The 18690-nt window shown below is 69.4% G+C and carries 20 protein-coding genes; 11 read left to right on the forward strand and 9 right to left on the reverse strand.

All coding sequences use genetic code 11. The annotated features are described in order from the left end of the window. Nucleotides 1–173 precede the first annotated feature (173 nt). Nucleotides 174–1208, forward strand: a complete 1035-nt coding sequence (locus tag F4553_RS08515) for an ABC transporter substrate-binding protein (protein ID WP_184834227.1) — start codon at nt 174–176, stop codon at nt 1206–1208. Between the two features lie 62 nt (nt 1209–1270). On the opposite strand, the gene F4553_RS08520 is transcribed toward F4553_RS08515, so the two are convergent. Beyond that, nucleotides 1271–1804 (reverse strand): signal peptidase II, encoded by a 534-nt coding sequence (locus F4553_RS08520; protein ID WP_221469820.1) that lies wholly within the window; start codon nt 1802–1804, stop codon nt 1271–1273. A 117-nt stretch (nt 1805–1921) separates the two neighbouring features. Between F4553_RS08520 and F4553_RS08525 the strand changes: the two genes are divergently transcribed. Beyond that, the gene (locus tag F4553_RS08525) at nt 1922–2932 is read left to right on the forward strand and encodes a protein kinase family protein (RefSeq protein ID WP_184834229.1); all 1011 of its coding nucleotides are present in this window, start codon (nt 1922–1924) and stop codon (nt 2930–2932) included. Between the two features lie 118 nt (nt 2933–3050). Here F4553_RS08525 and F4553_RS08530 read toward each other — a convergent pair whose 3' ends face one another. Then, nucleotides 3051–3407: a hypothetical protein gene (locus F4553_RS08530; RefSeq protein WP_184834231.1), complete on the reverse strand. Its 357-nt coding sequence runs from the start codon at nt 3405–3407 to the stop codon at nt 3051–3053. 496 nt (nt 3408–3903) lie between these two features. Further along, nucleotides 3904–4710 (reverse strand): alpha/beta fold hydrolase, encoded by an 807-nt coding sequence (locus tag F4553_RS08535; protein WP_184834233.1) that lies wholly within the window; start codon nt 4708–4710, stop codon nt 3904–3906. 167 nt (nt 4711–4877) lie between these two features. Between F4553_RS08535 and F4553_RS08540 the strand changes: the two genes are divergently transcribed. Further along, nucleotides 4878–5591: an alpha/beta fold hydrolase gene (locus tag F4553_RS08540; protein ID WP_184834235.1), complete on the forward strand. Its 714-nt coding sequence runs from the start codon at nt 4878–4880 to the stop codon at nt 5589–5591. A gap of 90 nt (nt 5592–5681) precedes the next feature. Here F4553_RS08540 and F4553_RS08545 read toward each other — a convergent pair whose 3' ends face one another. After that, entirely contained in the window at nt 5682–6029 is a 348-nt protein-coding gene (locus tag F4553_RS08545) for a hypothetical protein (protein WP_184834237.1), read from the reverse strand. A 159-nt stretch (nt 6030–6188) separates the two neighbouring features. Here F4553_RS08545 and F4553_RS08550 point away from each other — a divergent pair, with 159 nt between their 5' ends. After that, entirely contained in the window at nt 6189–6593 is a 405-nt protein-coding gene (locus tag F4553_RS08550) for a tautomerase family protein (protein ID WP_184834239.1), read from the forward strand. Between the two features lie 146 nt (nt 6594–6739). Then, nucleotides 6740–7405, forward strand: coding sequence for a 2-phosphosulfolactate phosphatase (locus F4553_RS08555; RefSeq protein WP_184834241.1), 666 nt, complete (start codon nt 6740–6742; stop codon nt 7403–7405). Nucleotides 7406–7527: 122 nt separating this feature from the next. On the opposite strand, the gene F4553_RS08560 is transcribed toward F4553_RS08555, so the two are convergent. Then, nucleotides 7528–8436 carry an aminoglycoside phosphotransferase family protein gene (locus F4553_RS08560; protein ID WP_184834243.1) on the reverse strand — a complete coding sequence of 303 codons (909 nt, stop codon included), beginning with the start codon at nt 8434–8436 and terminating at the stop codon, nt 7528–7530. A 158-nt stretch (nt 8437–8594) separates the two neighbouring features. On the opposite strand from F4553_RS08560, the gene F4553_RS08565 reads away from it, so the two are divergent. Both F4553_RS08565 and F4553_RS08570 read left to right on the forward strand, forming a co-directional pair. Continuing rightward, nucleotides 8595–9659, forward strand: coding sequence for a terpene synthase family protein (locus F4553_RS08565; RefSeq protein WP_184834245.1), 1065 nt, complete (start codon nt 8595–8597; stop codon nt 9657–9659). A 44-nt stretch (nt 9660–9703) separates the two neighbouring features. Continuing rightward, nucleotides 9704–10285 (forward strand): hypothetical protein, encoded by a 582-nt coding sequence (locus F4553_RS08570; protein ID WP_184834247.1) that lies wholly within the window; start codon nt 9704–9706, stop codon nt 10283–10285. An 8-nt stretch (nt 10286–10293) separates the two neighbouring features. Here F4553_RS08570 and F4553_RS08575 read toward each other — a convergent pair whose 3' ends face one another. Beyond that, a complete protein-coding gene (locus F4553_RS08575; protein WP_184840532.1) occupies nt 10294–11259 on the reverse strand; it encodes a DMT family transporter in 966 nt (321 codons plus the stop codon). Nucleotides 11260–11455: 196 nt separating this feature from the next. Between F4553_RS08575 and F4553_RS08580 the strand changes: the two genes are divergently transcribed. After that, nucleotides 11456–12445, forward strand: coding sequence for an LLM class F420-dependent oxidoreductase (locus tag F4553_RS08580; protein ID WP_184834249.1), 990 nt, complete (start codon nt 11456–11458; stop codon nt 12443–12445). A gap of 489 nt (nt 12446–12934) precedes the next feature. Here F4553_RS08580 and F4553_RS08585 read toward each other — a convergent pair whose 3' ends face one another. The 3 genes from F4553_RS08585 to F4553_RS40830 are packed head-to-tail and all read right to left on the reverse strand — an operon-like array spanning nt 12935 to nt 14337. Continuing rightward, entirely contained in the window at nt 12935–13114 is a 180-nt protein-coding gene (locus tag F4553_RS08585; RefSeq protein WP_184834251.1) for a hypothetical protein, read from the reverse strand. Between the two features lie 21 nt (nt 13115–13135). Then, on the reverse strand, nt 13136–13297 hold the full coding sequence (locus tag F4553_RS08590) for a hypothetical protein (RefSeq protein WP_184834253.1): 162 nt from the start codon (nt 13295–13297) through the stop codon (nt 13136–13138). Further along, the gene (locus F4553_RS40830; RefSeq protein WP_246466239.1) at nt 13294–14337 is read right to left on the reverse strand and encodes a helix-turn-helix transcriptional regulator; all 1044 of its coding nucleotides are present in this window, start codon (nt 14335–14337) and stop codon (nt 13294–13296) included. The genes F4553_RS08590 and F4553_RS40830 overlap by 4 nt, the downstream gene beginning before the upstream one ends. 521 nt (nt 14338–14858) lie before the next feature. Between F4553_RS40830 and F4553_RS08600 the strand changes: the two genes are divergently transcribed. The 3 genes from F4553_RS08600 to F4553_RS08610 are packed head-to-tail and all read left to right on the forward strand — an operon-like array spanning nt 14859 to nt 18690. Then, nucleotides 14859–16088, forward strand: a complete 1230-nt coding sequence (locus F4553_RS08600) for a hypothetical protein (protein ID WP_184834255.1) — start codon at nt 14859–14861, stop codon at nt 16086–16088. A gap of 11 nt (nt 16089–16099) precedes the next feature. After that, on the forward strand, nt 16100–18178 hold the full coding sequence (locus tag F4553_RS08605) for a tetratricopeptide repeat protein (protein WP_184834257.1): 2079 nt from the start codon (nt 16100–16102) through the stop codon (nt 18176–18178). After that, complete coding sequence (locus F4553_RS08610; protein WP_184834260.1) at nt 18175–18690, forward strand: flavin reductase family protein; 516 nt, start codon at nt 18175–18177, stop codon at nt 18688–18690. Before F4553_RS08605 ends, F4553_RS08610 begins: the two co-directional genes overlap by 4 nt.

Raw genomic sequence — 18690 nt, forward strand, 5'->3', positions numbered from 1 at the left:
CCCGAGTGTCTGTTCTCGACCGGCTGGAGTCGGCGGACGAAGCACGCCGCCTGTCGGAACTGTAAGGTAAGCCTTACCTAAACGCAACCGTCACTCAGGGCGACCAAGTCACCTCACGACGTTAGAACCAGGAAGCTTAGGCTATCCTAATTTTGGCTGTTACGATGCCGCGCATGACGCGCATCAATGCCAATGTCTCGCGCCGCGGTCTCCTCCTCGGCGCAGGTGCGATGGCCGCCGCCGGCCTGCTCGCCGCCTGCGGTGACGACACGGAGCCGACGACGGCGTCGAGCCCCGCGAAACCCAAGCCCACCGGCCCGTGGAGCTTCACCGACGACCGCGGCAAGACGATCAGCCTGCCGGCGTACCCGCAGCGGTTGGTGTGTCAGACCGGACCCGCGGCCGCGCTGTGGGACTACGGCATCGCCTCGGTCGGCCTCTTCGGACCGCAGACGCGCCCGGACGGCGGCCGGGAGCTGGAGACCGGCAGCCTGGACCTCGCGAAGCTCACCGCGATCGGCGGCGCCGAGTGGGGCGACTTCAACCTGGAGCAGTACGCCGCGCTCACCCCCGACCTGCTGGTGACCACGGTCTTCGACGACCAGCTCTGGTATGTCCCCGAGGAGAGCCTCGACAAGATCGGCAAGATCGCGCCGATCGCCGCACTGCAGGTCGAGTCGAAGAACCTGCCCGACGTACTCGCCCGCTTCCTCGACCTCGCCGTCTCCCTCGGCGTCGACCGGGAGTCGGAGCTCGTCAAGAAGGCGAAGGGCGACTTCGACAAGGCGTCCGAGGACCTGCGCGGCGTGCTCGCCGCGAAGCCCGGCCTCAAGGTGCTGGCGGTCTCGGCGACGAAGGACGAGATCTACTTCGCCAAGCCCAAGGACGTCACCGACCTGGACTACTTCGGCACGCTCGGCATGGGCCTGGTCCAGCCCGGCGGCCCCGACGACTACTGGGAGGTCGCGAGCTGGGAGAAGGCCGACCGCTACCCGGCCGATCTCATCATCTACGACGCGCGCGGCTACGAGGCGCTGCCGCTCGCCGAGGCACGGAAGGTGCCGACTTTCCAGAAGCTGCCCGCCGTGCAGGCCGACCAGGTCGCCGCGTGGAAGCACCTCGTGCCGCCGAGCTACCAGCAGGTCACGGTCGCCCTGAAGGAGATGGCCGAGACGATCAGCAGGTCACGGACCGACATCGTCGCCTGACGGAGGTGGACCGGCCGGACCTCCGCTCGATCGGGTCCGGCCGTCGGCCCTGCCGCGCCTGGTCAGGCGGGCGTGGCCTCCGCTGCCGGTCCGTTCATCGGGATGTTGCGCAGGTTGAGCACGATGATCAGAGCCACGCCCACCACCAGCGCGATGTCCGCCACGTTGCCCACGAACGGGCCGTAGTCGATGAAGTCCACCACGTGCCCCCTCGCGAAGCCGGGCTCGCGAAACAGCCGGTCCAGCAGATGCGTGAACGCACCGCCGAGCATCAGGCCGAACCCGACGGCCCAGGCCCGCGACGCGACCCGCCGGGCGACGTAGGCGATCACCACGACCGCCACCGCCGCGAACAGCGTCAGCACCCACGTGTATTCGGTGCCGAGCGAGAACGCGGCGCCCGGGTTGTAGGTCAGCCGAAGCCGCAGTAGCTCGCCGATGACGTCGATCGGCGCCCGGCCGGTCAGCGCCGCCACCGCCCACCACTTGGTCAGCTGATCGACCGCCACCAGGCCTGCGGCCAGGGCCAACAGCATCGGGAACAGTCGCGGCGTCCGGCTCGGCGACGCTGTCCGGTCATCGGCCGGCTGGCCCATCTTGATCTCCCTGCCCCAGTGCCTGCGACGTGCGGCTTGCCACATTAACCCATCGGCGGCACCGAACGCCTCTCCCGATCATGGGGGGATCCGCCCCTCCGCTGGCAGGATGGTGCGATGTTCACCGCCCGCCGTTCTCGCCACGACCTCGTTTCGGCCTCGCTCGCCGCCCGCCGTGACGACGAGCTGGCGGCGTTGCTCGATTCCGCGCCCATCGGGGCGGTGGGGGTGGGCGGCGGGGCGACGAAGCTCGACGTCGACGGCGTGCCGGTTTTCGCCAAGCGGATTCCGATCACCGACCGGGAACTGGCCCATCCGCACAGCACGGCGAACCTGTTCGAACTGCCGGCCTACTGCCAGTACGGCATGTACCCCCTCGCCGGCCCGGGCTTCGGCGCTTGGCGTGAGCTGGCCGCGAACACGATCGTCTCCGAAGGGGTCCTCGCCGGCGAGACGGAGTCCTTCCCGTTGCTTCACCACTGGCGGGTGCTACCCGGTCGCCCGCCCATCGCGTCCGAGCATCTGGACGTCGACGCCGTCGTCACCCAGTTCGACGGCTCGTCGGCCGTACGCACCCGCTTCGAGGAACTGGCCGCCGCCGAGTCCAGCCTCGTACTGTTTCTCGAGTACCTCCCCTTTGAGCTGTCGGACAGACTGACCGACCCGATCGGTATGGCCGAGACGTTCGAGCGGCAGTTGTTCGAGGTCACGGCGTTCCTGCGGAGCCGCGAACTGCTGCACCTGGACGGACACTTCGGCAACATGCGGGCCGACGACGATCGGATCTACCTCGTCGATTTCGGGCTGGCCACCTCGCCTCGATTCGACCTGTCGGACGCCGAGCGCGACTTCGTCGCGCGCAACACCGGCCACGATGCCGACTACGCGGCGATGCGACTGGTGAACTGGCTGGTCACCGAGGTGTGCGGGGTGCCGGTGCCGGATATTGGTGGTCCTGTTGCCCGCAACAGATATGTGCGCCGGTGCGCTGGCGGCGACATTCCGCAGGGCGTGCCGATGGCCGTGGCGGAGATCCTTGCCCGGCACTCCCCAGCGGCGGCGCGGATGAACGACTTCTGCTGGAAGCTGTTCGACGGCGACATCCACGCGGAGTACCCCGGCCGGTAGCACGGCTATACCGATCGCTGGAGGTGGTGCTATCGGTGCCGCCATCCCCGTAGTGGCGGCGATGACGGCGGGCCAGCCCGCGTCAGCTGCGCTGGGGCCTCGATCTCGATCTGACTCGTCAAGGCGAGCAGTCAGGGCCGGTGCGCGTGACGTTGACCGTGTCCTCCGGTGGCACAGGCAGGTCGTCAACCGAATAGCTCCCCGTCTGATCCCCACGCGCAGCGGCCATCTCGGTCAGCGTCTTGCTCTCGCCAGGAGTGAGCAGCAGGGCGTGCAGCTGATACGGCCCGGCCTGCTGAAGCCTGACATTGTTGATCCTCCACGTCTTCGTCGATACGAAGACCTGCGCCGACTCTGCAGCAGGGAAGAAGGGCCCGTCCCCCACCGCAATCCGCAGTACCTTTCCCTTGGGCACGGTTCCCCTACCTGAAACGGCGGAAAAGCATTCGCTCACAGTGCCGCCGTTGCCGTCCATCTTGATGACTGCAGGAGAGGGTGGGGGCAGCGGTCGCGAGGTGCTCCGGGTGGGGGCAAGGGCCGTCGTCGTGGTCACAACCGTGGTGGTAGGCGCGACTGGTTTCGGAGTCGCCGGTGACGACGGGGCACCGCCGGACGACACCGAGGGGGACGGGGAGCTCGCCGGGTCCATGGCGACAAGCGATCGGACATCGCCCACCGCCGCCCACAGCGCGACACCTGCCAGGATGAACGCCGTTAGAGCGGCCAGGAACTTCTGGCCCGCGGTCAGCGACTCGGTGAGCCTGTGAAGCCAGGAACGACGGGGCGGCTCGGTGGAGTCATGGCTCACGGTAGACAAGCATCGCGGAGCCTCCGATATAGAGGCACTGGATGATCGGCCTGATTTCATCCGGACGAGCTGATTGTCGAGCGTCACCATCCCGGCAACGGGCCTGGTTACGTACCCGCGCCGCACCAGGCGGCTACGTCGCAACGGTGAGGAGCTGCGCCCGTCAGGCGGGCAGGCTCTCTGCGAAGTCCGTCAGGTCGGCGGCCACGTGCTCGGGCTGTTCCCAGAGGACGAGGTGGCCGGTGTCGTCGTACACGACCAGTCGCGAGCCGGGGATGGCCGCCGCGAGGGCCTCCTGGTCTGCTCTGGGTAGCACCTCGTCCCGACCGCCCCAGATGATCAAGGTGGGTGCGGTGATCGTCGCGGTCTCGGTCGGCGGCACCGCAGCGGTCAGGCCGTCGAGTGCGCCGCGCCACACATGCGCGGGCATCCGGGCGCCGTCGTCGACCCGGTCCTGGATGTACCGGGCCGGGACGGCGTGGAAACGTGGGAACCACTCCAGCGACGCGGTCACCCACTCGCGGTCGACGGGGTCGGTGAGCCGGTCGACCGCATCGGCGAAATCCGGCCGCCCGTGCAGGCTGCGCGGTGATCCCACCAGGACCAGCCCGGTCACCCGACCGGGGCTGGAGACCGCCACCTGCTGCGCGACATAACCGCCGCTGGAGGACCCCAGCAGCACCGCCGAAGCCATACCCACCGCATCCATGAACGCTTCCACGTCGGCGGCGAAGTCCACCAGGGCATAGCCGTCGACCGGCGCACTGGCGCCGCCGTGACCACGCTGGTCCATCGCCACCGCGTGGATCGTCGCGGGCAGCAACGGCAGCATCCGGTCGAAGCTGCCCAACGATTCGCCCCAGGCGTGCAGGAGGACGACCGGCGCACCCGAACAATCCCCGTACGCGACGTAGGGAACCGTGACACCCGTCGACAGCTCGACCACATGACGGCGCAGGTCATGACCCACAACCCGATCGTATGCCCGGGCCCGCGACACAGGCGCCGATTGGGCGACATGACTCACGGTGGACGCGCACGGGAATCAGCTGCTCGGGACCCTCGCTCATATCAGAGGTGCCCGGCATACGCCGACCCGAGAAGTGACTGGCGGCCGGGCTCTGGGACGGTGGACGGATGGAGCCCGCGTTCGTACTTGTGCATAGCCTGCTGCTCGGTCCTCTGACATGGGCTCCGGTAGCGGCCAGACTGACGGCCGCGGGCGCAGGGACGGTGGTTCCCTCGCTGGTCGACGTGACCGACGCGGACGACCCGCCGTTCTGGCAACGCGTCGTCGACAGAGTCCACGACGCGGTCTCGCTGTTACCGCAGGGCCAACCGATCATCCTGGTCGCGCACAGCAACGCTGGTCCCCTCGTTCCGGTCCTCGTCCACGCGGCACGGCGTCCGGTCGTCGGCTGTCTGTTCGTCGAGGCACGACTGCCCTCCCGTACCGGGCCGACGCCTACCGCGTCGTTGGAGCACCTTGACTACCTACGCACCAAGGCAACGGAAGGCCGGCTGCCGCAGTGGACGACGTGGTGGCATGAGGACGACGTCGCGATGCTGTTTCCCGATCCGCAGACCAGGTTGATGGTTTCGGCCGAACAGCCACGGCTTCCGTTGAGCTACTACGAGCAGCACATTCCCGTACCTCACGGCTGGGACGATCGGCCGTGCGGGTATCTATTGTTCGGATCGTCGTACGACCACGTGGCGCAGGACGCCCGCGAACGCGGCTGGGAGGTCGACCGTATCCATGGCCGGCATCTGCATCAACTCGTCGATCCAGACGCGGTGGCTGCTCGCATCGTCGCCATGACCGGAAGGTGGGGCTTATCGGCTGACTGAGCCAACACGCCCCATGCCGCAACGAACGCGTTGCGGTGTCCGTGGGAATCCCCGCCTGGACAGGTCGGGCCCATGGGTTTCGCTGCGTCGTCAGTTCTCCACCCCATAGGAGGCGAATGCGTACACCCCTGGGCTTTGCTTTTCGATCTCCGCTGCCACCCGTGCTCCCACTCGCCGCCAGCCCTCCTCGTGGTCCTCTCGGATCTCGTCAGGCATCTGGACATATGCGTAGGAGGAGTAGAGCAGGACGCCCAATGCTCTCTGTTCCTCCTGGTCGTAGCCGTAGATCGACGGCTTGGCCGGCTCGCCGTCATCGCCGGTCACGCCCACACTGAGACAGGCAGCTCGAACAAGCTCGAAAACCCGAGCCTGCTCCTCCTCTGACAGCTCCGCGCGGTCCCGCCTGGATACGAAAAGCGCTGGGCCGTACGCAGACATGCACCCTCCAGACGATCCGTAGTACCTGGCTGACAGCCTAACGACGTCGTGATTCGATCCGCAGGACGAGGGTTTCAGCCCGGCAGGCAACGCTATGCTGCTTGATCGCAGGCGACCTACCGGAGTCCGCCCGCTGCTGTCGACATCGAGGACTCGCCGATGCCCCACGTGACGCTTTACGCGCTAGAGGAAGAGCTCACCGGTCGTGAACCCATCCTCATCGCCGAACTGACCTCCGCCGTGGTGTCCGTCTACGGCGAATGGGTCCGGAGCTCAGTGGATGTCAAGCTTGTCGGCGTACCTGCGGGACGATGGGCTCGCGGCGGGGTAGCGGTCGCTTCGGCTGCACCCTCGGTTACCTTCGGCATGCGCGAGGACGTATTCGCACGACCGGATGCGGCCGGCGTCATCGCCCGCCTCGTCTCCGCATTCACCGATGCGGTCACGGCCGTGTTCGGCGACGGTTGCCGCGACGAAATCCTGGTCGAATTGGTCGGCCAGCCCACGTCCAGATCCGGGCTCGGCGGCAAGGTCATCAGCTTCGGCAGCGCAAGCGACTATTGACCGGCCACGGTGGCCGGGTGGCGGTCACAGCAGGCCGTGCTCGCGTAGCTGGTCTGGCCGCAGGCACCCGGTCAGGTTGTGCTGCGGGAATGTCGTTGCGAATCGGGCTTGGGCGGCGAACGATCGGTGCCGTGTTGATCGTGGGTATGGATACCGAGATCCCGGCCGGTGGCGTCGTCGTCGTCATCGACGTCATCCGGGCTTTCACGACGGCTGCGGTTGCTTTCGAACGTGGTGTGGCGGAGATCGCGTGTGCGCCGTCGGTCGAGGTCGGCCGAAGTCTGCGGCGGCTGTACCCGGACCGTCTTCTGGTCGGGGAGACCGGCGGGCTCAAGCCTGCGGACTTCGACTTCGGGAACTCGCCGTCGGAGATGTCGATGGCCCAGCTTGCAGGCCGGCGGCTGATCCAGGCGACGTCGAACGGAACGCTCGGGCTCGCCCGGTGTCGGGCTCCGGCGGCGCTGCTCGCGGTGTCGGCGCGCAATGTCGGTGCCACGGCTCGATGGATCGCGAGCAACCACGCCGACACTCCGTGCACTCTCGTCTGCACCGGGCGGACGGCTGAGGACTGGGCCTGTGCGAGATACCTGGGCGGCCTTCTCGACGGCTCGGCCCCGGTGCGGGCGGACCTGGTCACAGGCATCATGGAAGGGGCCGCGGAGCATGCCCGCCGTTATGCGCGGCTGCCCGCGTCCGAACGCGTCGATCTCTCCACGGACCTCCACTTCTGCTGCGACGTCGATCGATCCGCATTCGCCATGGTCGGCGAAGTCCGCAACGACCACGTCGTCCTCGCCAGGGTGCCGTGCTGAATCGGCACAGCTTCCCGCATGCGAGGGGGCGGCGCTTCGCTGCTTGGTCGCAGGCGACCTACCGGAGTCCGCCCGCTGCCGTCTGACCTCGATGATGTGCCGACGACCGGCGCCGGCGCAGCTCAGCGTGTGGCCGCGTCGGTGATGATCGCCTGCAGCCGGGTCTGGCATTCGGCGACGAAGGCGGGATAGGTGTGCCAGTAGTACGAGATCCCGCTGGCACCGACCGCGATGGCCCAGGCGCGGGCGCGCGACCAGGTCACGTCGTCGAGATCCATGGCGTCCCAGTAGGCACGTCGAGCCTGGGGCGGCAAGTCCCACACCGTGGCGTGCTCGGCGTCGGGTAAGCCGATCGACAGGCCGCCGAAGTCGATGACCGCGTGCAGCCTCCCGCCCTGAACCAGCAGGTTGGCGGGTCTGAGGTCGCCGTGGAGCCACACCTCGGGTCCGGTCCGCTCGGGCAGGGCGAGCGCGGCACGCCACAATCGTTCCAGGCCCTCGACGTCGATCTCCGCGCCGACGGTTGTCCGGCAGTCCGCGAGGCACCTGCTGATCCACTCGTCGCAGGCACGCAGATTTCCCCCGCGATACCAGCTCAGCTTCCCCGTGCGGGTCTCCCCCATCAGTTCTACGGCGTGGAGGTCCTGTACGACGGCCGCCAGATCGGCGCCGAATGCCGCCCAGTCCTGGACGGTGCCGGGCTGGACCTCGTCGCCCTCTATCCAGCGGTAGACCGACCACGGCAACGGGAACGCAGCCGTGGCCGTACCGGCATGGAGAGGCTCCGGGACCGGGAACGCGAGCAGCGGCGCGAGCCGGGGAAGCCATTCCTGCTCCTTGCGCAGGGAGCGCGCCTTGTCCGCGGTTCGCGGCAGTCGCACGAGCAGATCGCCGCCCAGCCGGTACATGATGTTGTCGGTACCCGCGCCCGCCGGCGACAGCGGCAGACGTGCCCACTGCGGGCACTGTTCTTCCAGCAACGATCTGATGATCACCCGATCGACCGGGACCTCATCCTGGTGCAGCGTCACGCTGAGATCTTCCGCCGGATGTCGCGGGCGAACCAACGAGTTTCTGGTCGGCGCTGCCCGTTTCGCCGCCGTCCGTGGGACACCTTAACGGATCGCGTTCACTGAGCTGTCACACAGCGCCATGGTGATGTAGCGGAGCCATCACATACGGTTAAGTGATGCCCCTCGATGATGTTCGGCTCACACCCGGCACGACCGTGGTCATCCCGCCGATCCCCCTCCGACTCCCCCTGGCCAGGCACCCTGACCTGGAGGCGATCGAGCCGGTCTGCCGGGCTTGGATCCGGCCATACCTGCTGCGCTACTTCGGCGACGGCGACCGGACCGACCGCTACCTGCGGCAGGGGATGTCGAGCTGGGGCGGGATGTGCTACCCGCACGCCCTGCCGGATCGACTGCTGCCGCTGCTCAACAGCATGTACGCGTTGACCGCCCTCGACGACGCCTTCAGCCATCCCGACATCATCGCCAGCGTGGCCGAGAGCTCCCGGCTGCGCGACCGCGTCGTCGACATCCTGCACGGCGCCGCACCCACCGCCGACCTGCCCATCGGCGAGCTGCTGCGGGCCGCCCTCGACCGGCTCGAACCCGGCATGACCCCGGGGATGCGGCAGCGGCAGGTGCGGCACATCACCGCGATCGCCGACAGCATGGTCGCCGAGGTCCGGGCCCGCACCGACGACGAGGCTGCGCCGGAGCTGGAGACCTACCTGCGGGCGCGGATCACCAACTCCTTCGGCTACTGGGCGACCCTCATCACCGAGTACGCCATCGGCCAGGACCTGGGCCGGGAACTGGACGCGTCGGCCGACCTGCGCGACGCGCTGGACCTCGTCATCCGGCACATCAGCCTCGTCAACGACCTCTTCTCCTTCGCCAAGGAGTGGGAGGAGGGCGAGACGATGAACGCCGTCTGGATCCTCTGCGCCCGGGAGTCCCTGTCGCTGCAGCAGGCGGTGGACCGCATCGCCGAGGAGTCGATCCGCGCCGAGGCGGCATTCATCGCCACCGCCCGAGGGATCATCGCGGAGCGGCCGGAGCTGAGGCTCTACCTGACGGAGCTGGGCCACATGCTCACCGGCAGCATGCGCTTCCACCGGATGACGAGCCGCTATCACGGCTCCCAGCAGGAGATCGCCGGTGACTCCGCCGGGACCGACGCACCGACGACGCTTGTCATCCGCGCGATGGGCACGGTGCACCGCCCGCTGCCGAGGCCCTGACCCCGGTCGCGGCTACTCTTCGATCAAGAGATCGGGGAGGCGGCATGACGGTGTGGGGCAGGCAATCCAGGCGCGATCTGGGGATAACGGCGCTGGTGGAGGGATTCTTCGCGTCCGCGTGGTTCGGCTGGGGCGGCGGCGACGCACCAGCTCACTGGCAGACTCCGCTCATCGCGGGATCGATCGCCGCCGTGGCGCTCGCCGTCGTGGGGGCGATCGTCGGCTTCAGCAGCCCGGCGGCGACCGGGGTCGCGAGGGACCGGGCCGCCTCGCGCCGCTACGGCATCATCACCGGCGTCGAGTTCACCGTGGCCGGCATCGGCGCGGCGATCCTCGGCACGACAGGACAGGCGGAGTTCATCGCGCCCTGGATCTGCCTCGTGGTCGGCCTGCATTTCCTGCCGCTCGCCGCGGTGCTGCGGGATCGGCTGCTGATCCCGCTGGGCCTGCTGCTCTGCTGTGTCGCCGTGGCGGGGACGGCCGTCGGGCTCTTCGGCACGATCGCCGCGGATGCCGTCACGGGTGCGGGCGCGGGGGTGCTGCTGCTCACCTTCGGTGCGATCGCGCTGGTCACGGGCCTGCGTACCCCCAAGGGTGAGAGCACGCCCGTCTCAGCCGCAGGATGACGCAGGGGTCAGATCCTGCGTCGTCGGGCCAAGAACACCCCGGTCAGCACCAGCGCCGTGCCGATCGCCATCCCGACGGTCACGCTCTCGTGCAGGACGAGCGCGCCGAGCGTGATCGACACCACCGGCAAAAGGTAGGTGACGACCGAGGCGGCCGTCGGTCCCTCGTCCGAGATGAGCCGGTAGTTCAGCACGTAGGCCGCGCCGGTACAGAGCATGCCGTGGATCAGGATGCTCACCACGGCGTCAGCACGCCAGGTGATCGGCTGCAGACCGGCGAACGGCAGTGCGAACGCCAGCAGCACGGTGGCCGCGCCGAGCTGGCTCGCGGACAGCATCAGCGGCGGCACCCCCCGGTTCGCGAGGAAGCGTCCCATGTAGACATAGCTGACGCCGTAGCTCGCCGCTGCGGCCAGGCAGGCGAGTCCGCCCACGGTGGCGATCTCGCCCGCGGCCCGCCACGGCGAGAAGATCACGATGGTGCCGAGGAATCCGAGTGATATGCCCAGCGCCCGGTACACGGTGATGGCCCGATCGCTGCCGGCGAGGTAGGCGATGGCCACGGTCCACAGCGGGGCGGTCGCGTTGAGGACACCCCCGACGTTGGAGTCCACGGTCTGCACACCGATGCCGATGAGCAGGTAGGGGATCGCATTCGCGACCACGGCGGCGACGAAGAGGTGGCCCCACGTGGAGGCCGTGCGCGGGAACCGCAACCCGCGCGACAGCGCGATCGGCGTCAGCACCACGAAACCGAGCAGCACCTGCAGGAAGACGAGTTGCATCGGGCTGAACCCGCGCAGTGCCACCTTGACCCAGAGGAAGCTCGATCCCCACAGCAGCGCGAGCAGTGCGAGCCGACCGACGGCAGCGCGCTTCACACCCGATCCCCGGACGGCAGGTCCGGCGGGATCGGCCGCAGGTTCGGTGATCAGCCCGTCGAGCGGCCGTCGCTCGCCGTCCGTGCCCGCCATAGCCCCGCCCATCGCATCGAAGCTCTCGAAAGTCTCGCGCCACGATACCCATATCGGCGGGCGGGCGGGTCCAGCTCCGTTCGTCGATGCGATCGCGCTGGTCACGGGCCCGCGTGCCCCCGACCCTGAGCGCACGCCGGTCTCAGCCGCCGGGTGAGGCCTACCGGAAGGCCGAATTGATCATAGAATGGGCGTCATGCGATTTGGACATTTTGTACCCCAGGGCTGGCGCCTCGACCTGGCCGGCGTGCCCGTCACGGAGCAGTGGGCGGTCATGCGCGACCTCGCCGTCTCCGCCGACGAAGGCCCCTTCGAGTCGATCTGGGTCTACGACCACTTCCACACCGTGCCGGTCCCGACCGATGAGGAGACCTACGAGGCCTGGACGCTCATGGCCGCGTTCGCCGCGGTCACCAAGCGCGTGCGCCTCGGGCAGATGTGCACCTGCATGGCCTACCGCAATCCGGCCTATCTCGCCAAGGTCGCCGCGAGCATCGACGTCATCTCCGGCGGGCGGGTGGAGATGGGCATCGGAGCCGGTTGGTACGAGCACGAGTGGCTCGCCTATGGCTACGGCTTCCCGTCGGCGGGCGAGCGGCTCGCCAAGCTCGCCGAGGGCGTGGAGATCATGAAGCAGGCCTGGACGACCGGCACCTCGACGCTGCAGGGCAAGCACTACCAGGTCGACGGTGCGATCAACCGCCCGCTGCCGCTGCAGTCCGATGGCATCCCGCTGTGGATCGCCGGCGGTGGCGAGAAGAAGACCCTGCGCATCGCCGCGCAGTACGCCAGCTACACCAACTTCGACGGCTCGCCCGACGGGTTCAAGCACAAGTCGGCGCTGCTCGCGCAGCACTGCAAGGACCTCGGCACCGACTTCGACGCGATCACGCGGTCGGCCAACTACAACGTCATCATCGGCGAGACCGAGTCCGACGTGGCCGACAAGCTGGCCTGGGTGCGGGCCCACTACCAGCCGCTGATCCCGGCCGACCGGCTCGACGGCGTCGCCGAGCAGTACGCCTCCGGCCCGCTCGTCGGCACACCGGAGCAGATCGTGGCGAAGCTGACGGAGATGGATGCGCTGGGCATGACCTACGCGATCACCTACTTCCTCGACGCGGCCTACGACCGCAGCAGCATCGACCTGTTCGCCACGAAGGTCATCCCGGCGCTCGCCGGATGAGTCGTGGTGGAGCGGGTGTCACGGAGACCGACGTGACACCCGCTCCACCACGACTTTCACGTCTCCTCATCCGAAAGATGAGGGCAGTGTCCCGATCATGCCTCCGGATTTCCGCGCGACGGAACTCCGGATTGACGGCTCATCGGACAACGCCAAGCCTGACTGAGGAATGACCTGCTCAGGAGGGTTTGCGATGATCCAGCAAGACCATCAGTTCTCCACGTTGTCGACGGCGGGGCCGATCGAGGACCTGCTGGCACGGATCTGCGTGAAAGAGCCTTATTTCGCGTTGACCGATCTTCGCCGCGATGGCAGCCGGCTGATGGCGGGCATCCCCGTGCAGTGTCTGCCGGGTCTGGAGGCTACGCCGATCACCTCGGCGGAAGCCGGTCGTCACCTCGCCATTCTCGGCTCCTGCGCAGCCGCGGCGGTCAATCCGTCACCGCAGCGGCATTTCTATCTCGCCCGTGCTGCACAGTGCGAATGGATTCACCCGGAGCCCTGGTTGTTCACCGGTGAGCCCCTGGTCGGCCAGGCGACGGCAGAGTTCCTGTCGCGCAGGCTGGTCGCGGCGACGACGCTGCTGACCACGCAGCGCGGCACGCCGCTGACCGTTTCACCTGCGAGGCCACCGTCGACGAGACGCGCATCGCATTCAGCGAGACCCACCTGCGTCTTCCATGACTCGCGTCACGGAATGCAGCCCGCGCAGTGCGGCCACGGCTCCGGATCGCCGACGGCGGCGACCGGGATCGCGGTCGCCGGGGCGGCGGTCGGGATGCCGTGGCCGCCGGCGAGCAGCAGGAAGCCCAGGACGAGGCAGGCGAGCAGGGTACGAGTGGCGTTGGTCATCGACGCTCCGTTGAGTCGTGGGCGGGTCGGACGGGCGGCAGGTGGGCGGCGCGCAGGATGCCGAGCGCGAGCCCGAGCTGGAACCGGTTCTCCACGTGGAGCCGGTCCATCAGCCCTCGGATGATCTTCGTCACCGAGCGGACGCCGATGCGCAGCTCCCGCGCGGCCGAGGCGTCGGTGTGCCCCTGGGCCAGCAGGGCGACGAGGTTCTGCTCCCGGGGTGTGAGCGCGGTCGACGGCATGCGGTGCTCCTCCGGGTCGATCGCCGCGGCCCAGTGCCGCTCGAACTGGGCGAGCAGCGCCTCGACCAGCGGCGGCTGGGAGATCTCGAGGAATCCACGGTCGTGGTCGTGCGGGACGAGCGGGAACAGCGCCACCCGGCGGTCGATGACGAAGAGCTTGAGCGGCACGTCCAGGCTGTCGCGGCTCTCCATCCGCAGCCGCCCGAGTTCGCGGATCTCCGGCCGCAGCGCATCGCCGTCGAGCGGCGGCGGGCCGATCGTCCTGGTCGGGATGCCCCGGGCGTGCAGCGCCCGGTGGATGGGGAGCGCCGCCTGCGCCACCTCGACGTCCATCGACTGCTCGATGTTCATCGCGAGGTGCTCGTGGCGCTCTATCGCCACCAGTGCGGCGAGCCGGTCGCGGGCCGCCTGACGGGTCGGCAGGTGCTGGATCCCGTACCCCAGCATGGTGTTGCGGTCCGGCGCGAGACGGTGCAGGAGGTCGCGGTGGCGCTGGTGCTGGTCCTGGCCGTCGAAGGGGCGTGACCGGCTGCGCCGCAGGTCGGCGACGACCTCGGCGGGCGGCCGGGGGTGCCACCGCCGCTGCGGGTCGAGGGTGACCGCGTTGATCGCCTGCAGCTCGCCGAGCGCGTCGCGGACCCGCTGCCGGCCGAGCCCGAGGTCGTCGGCGATCCGCGCTGCGGTGCCCGCTCCGCGCGTGACGATGGCGCGGTAGACGAGATCCGCGTCGGGAGACCTGCCCCAGCGCACCAGCGACGGGATCGGCGCACCGGCGGAGAACCGCTGGTCGTCGGTCATCTCGACCCCCTCTCCCGACACCGTCCGGTCGGTCCGTCGAGACGGCCGACCGGTCGGCAACAGGCATCACCATAGCTCTTCATCAATATATAGACCATAGCCATTCATCGATGCTTAACATCCCCCGTTCACCCGATCCACACGGCGGGAGCAGCCGGACCGCGCCGGTGCGCGATCGCGCACAGCACCGGCGGGCCCGGAACAGGCACGACGGCCGCGACGGCGTGCGCGATCCCGCACGCCCACCTGTACATCGTTGACGGTCGATGGCAGTTGCCCCGACTCTTGGACCCCAGGCGGGCACCGCTGCCGCCGACCCGATGACCGATCGAGCACTCGTGGGGAGGTTCCCAATGAAGAAGATCACTGTGCGCAAGGCCGGCTCCGTCCGGCTCACCAGCGCCGCTTCCGCCCTCTACGGCGGCTGGCCGTGTGACGTCTAGCAGCCCCTCCCCGGGCCCGGCTCCGGCCGGGCCCGGGGAACGCGAGTGCCACGGACCGACTACCCGAAGGAGGCTGCGATGACCGCATCGGCCACCGAGAGCACCGGCTTCGACCTGGACCGGCCGGTCGCGCTGCATCCGCTGACCTACCTGGTCGAGGGCGACGAGGTGACGGTCGGATGCCAGGCGACCGACTCCTACGGCGTGCTGCCCGCCGACGGCGCCGCTCTCGTGCGGCGGCTCGCCGCAGGACTCTCCCCCAACGAGGCGGCCCGCTGGTACGCCGACACCTACGGCGAGCAGGTGGACGTCGTGGAGTTCCTGGACGCGCTGACCGAGCTCGAGTTCATCGACGGTGCGTCGGGCAGCGCCAGCGCGGCACCGCCCCTGCGGTGGCAGCGCCTGGCCAGGGTGATGTTCGGCCCGATCGGCTGGCTCGCCTACGCGAGCCTGATCGTCGCGGCGATCGCCGTGATGATCACGACGCCGGCGGTCCGGCCGAGCTATCACAACATCTTCTTCAGTCCCTATGTCACCGTCGTCGGGCTCGTGCTGCTGCTGGGCCAGATCCCCGGCCTGCTGATCCACGAGGGCTTCCACGCCCTCGCCGGGCGCCGCCTGGGCCTGCGCTCGTCGCTCGGCGTCGGCCGACGCCTCTACTTCGTCGTCTTCGAGACCAACCTCGACGGGCTCGTCTCCGTGCCGAGACGCCAGCGCTACCTCCCCATCCTCGCCGGGATCCTCGCCGACCTCGTCGTCCTCGCCGCACTGACCGTGCTCGCCGCAGCCACCCTGCGCGCGGACGGCACGGTGTCGGCCGCCGGCGGCGTCGCCCTCGCACTCGGATTCACCACCCTGCTGCGGGTCGTCTGGCAGTTCTACTTCTACCTCCAGACCGACCTCTACTTCCTCGTCGTGACCGTGCTCGGCTGCGGCGACCTGCAGTCGACGGCGAAGAAGATCCTGCGCAACAAGGTGTGGCGGCTGCTGCGCCGGCCCGACCGGGTCACCGACGAATCCACCCTGCCGCCCCGCGACCGCGCGGTCGCCCGCTGGTACGCCTGGCTGCTGCCCGCCGGATACGCCTTCTCCATCGGCACCCTGCTGCTCGTCATGGTGCCGACCGCCTGGCAGGTCTTCAGCCGCATCTTCGGACGCTTCGGCGGCGGCGAGAGCTGGGACACCCTCGCCGACAGCCTGGTCTTCCTCGCACTGAACATCGCCCAGCTGCTCGTCCTCGCCGCCCTGGCTATCCGCGACAGGCGCCGCCGCCGTGCCGCGGCCCGGCTCACCCACGTACTCACCTGACGGAGCCCGCCATGCCCGACACCCCTCGCCACCGCTGGATCATCGCTCCCCTGCGGGCTGACCGATCACGGCTCACCGCGACCCTCGACCTGCCCGCGAGGCTGCTGGCGACCGTGGACGCGCACCGGCGCATCGGCGGTCCCTACACCGCCGCGAGCACGGTGCTCACCACCCTGGTGCCGCAGATGCTGCAGCGCACGCCCGAACTGGTGCGGGCGCACGACATCGAGGTGCTCTCCGCCGCGCCCGACCTGCGCGGCGTCGTGCCCGCCACCCGGGAGACGCTGACCTCGCTCTCCGTGCCCGAGGAACGGACCCGGTTCTACTCCCGGCTGCGTACGCTGCGCATCGCCAACGGCCTCGTCGAGCTGCTGCGCGATCACGTGCTCTCCGGCGGCGAACCGAGGACGCTGGTGGTGGAGAACGCCGAGCACGCCGATCCGACCGACGCCGAGTGGCTCGCCGTGCTGCTCCGCCGGGTCGATCCGCGGGTGCTGACCCTGGTGGTCCGCACGTCCGGGGAGCCCGCGTCGGCGGTGCTCGGCGACGCGCTGCACGCCTACTGCGAGGCCACCGCCGGGGAGTCCACCGGGTCGTCGGCGGTCCTGCCGTCGAGCGTCGGCGAACGGGCCGCGCTCTACGTGGACGGCGACGCGACCAGCGACGATCCGGAGCTGCTGGCGGCGTACCGGCTGATCGGCGACGACGAGCGGGCGGCGCTGCACGACGCTCGCGCCACCCGGTTGGAGGCCGAGGGCCGGTTCTCGCCGCGCCTCGGGGCGATCCCCTTCCACCGCGAGCGCGGCGCCGATCCGGAGAACCTCGCCGCCGGGGTGCTGCGCGCGGCGCTGAACTACTGCATCACCATGGGCTTCTACGACGCGACCATCGACTTCGGACAGCGCGGCCGCGACGTCGTCGACTGGCAGGTGCGCGACAAGTACTGGTGGGCCTTCACCACCAAGATCACGATCTCGCTCGCGGCGCTCGGCCGTCCCGACGAGGCGAAGGCGCTCTATGACGAGGCCCGGGTCACCTCCGTGGACCCCGCGATCCACATGGGAGCCGCCTACGCCACCGCGATGCTCTACACCCGGCACTTCGACACCGACCGGCAGAGCCACACGCTGGCCAAGGCCTGGATCAACCAGTCGATAGCCTTCGCGTCACTGCTGCCAGACCCCGAGGCGACCGCGATGCAGACCGTCTTCCACCAGAACGGGCTCGCCCTCATCGAGGTGCACCTGAAGAACCTGCCCGAGGCGCTGCGCCTGGTCACGGAGGGCCTCGCCCGGCTCGACCGCGAACTCGGCCCCGACAAGCAGCTGCTGCACCGGTCCGTGCTGCTCTACAACCGGGCCCAGGTGCTCGCCGGGCTCGGCATGCTCGACGAGGCGCTCGCCGAGTACACCGCCGTGATCGTCGCCGACCCGCACTACGCCGAGTACTACCTGGACCGGGGCAACATCCTGCGCCGGCTCGGGCGCGACGACGAGGCGCTCGCCGACTACGAGACCGCGATCCGGATGAGTCCGCCCTTCCCCGAGGTGCACTACAACCGGGCCGACATGATGCTCGCCGCGGGTGAGATCGAGGCCGGACTCGCCGGGCTGGGCTACGTCATCGAGCTCGACCCGGCCTTCCTCGACGCGTACGTCAACCGCGCCGGCATCTTCGCCGAACTCGGCGACCACGACGCCGCCGCCCGCGACGTCGCCACCGGCCTCGCCCTCGACCCCGACAACCCGCACCTGCACTGCGTCCGGGGCCAGCTGCACGCCGAGAAGGGCGAGTACGCCGAGGCGACAGCCGCCTTCGACGCCGCCCTCGCGCGGGATCCCGCCCTGCAGGCCGCCTGGGCCGGGCGGGCCGCGGTCCGGTTCGACCAGGGGGACCCGGCTGCGGCAGTGGCCGACCTGACCCGGGCGATCGAGATCGGCGACGACGCGGCGCTTCGCTACAACCGGGCCACCGCATACCAGGCGACCGACCGCCGCGCCTCGGCCGTCGCCGACCTGCGACGCGCGCTGGAGCTCGCACCGGACGACCCCGACACGGCGGCGCTGCTCGCCGAACTGAGCGCGTCATGACCTCGATCGCCCAGGCACCGATGCCGGGTGACGCGCAGGCCCGCACGTCTCTGCGCCACACCCTGTCGAGCTACGCCACCGGTGTCGCCGTCGTGACCACGGTGGACACCGGCGGCGAGCCGGTCGGGCTGACCGTCAACTCCTTCACCTCGGTGTCACTGGACCCTCCGCTGGTCCTGTGGTGCCTCAACCGCGACTCGGCGAGCTACCCGGCCTTCCTTGCCGCGGGCGGCTACGCCGTGAACGTCCTCCGCTCCTCCCAGGAGGGCGTCGCCCGGCGATTCGCGGGTTCACGCCCGGACCGTTTCGCCGGGCTCGCCTGGCGCCTCGGCCACGCCGGCCAGCCGGTCCTCGGCGGCGCGCTCGCCCACCTGGTCTGCCGTACGCACCGCCGGTTGACGCTAGGCGACCACCTGGTCCTCGTGGGCGAGGTCATCGCGCACGGAGCCGCCGGGGGGAGCCCGCTCGTGTTCCACGACCACCGCTACCTGACGAGCACACCTCCGGCGTGA

The organism is Allocatelliglobosispora scoriae, from assembly GCF_014204945.1.
Lineage (GTDB): Bacteria > Actinomycetota > Actinomycetes > Mycobacteriales > Micromonosporaceae > Allocatelliglobosispora > Allocatelliglobosispora scoriae.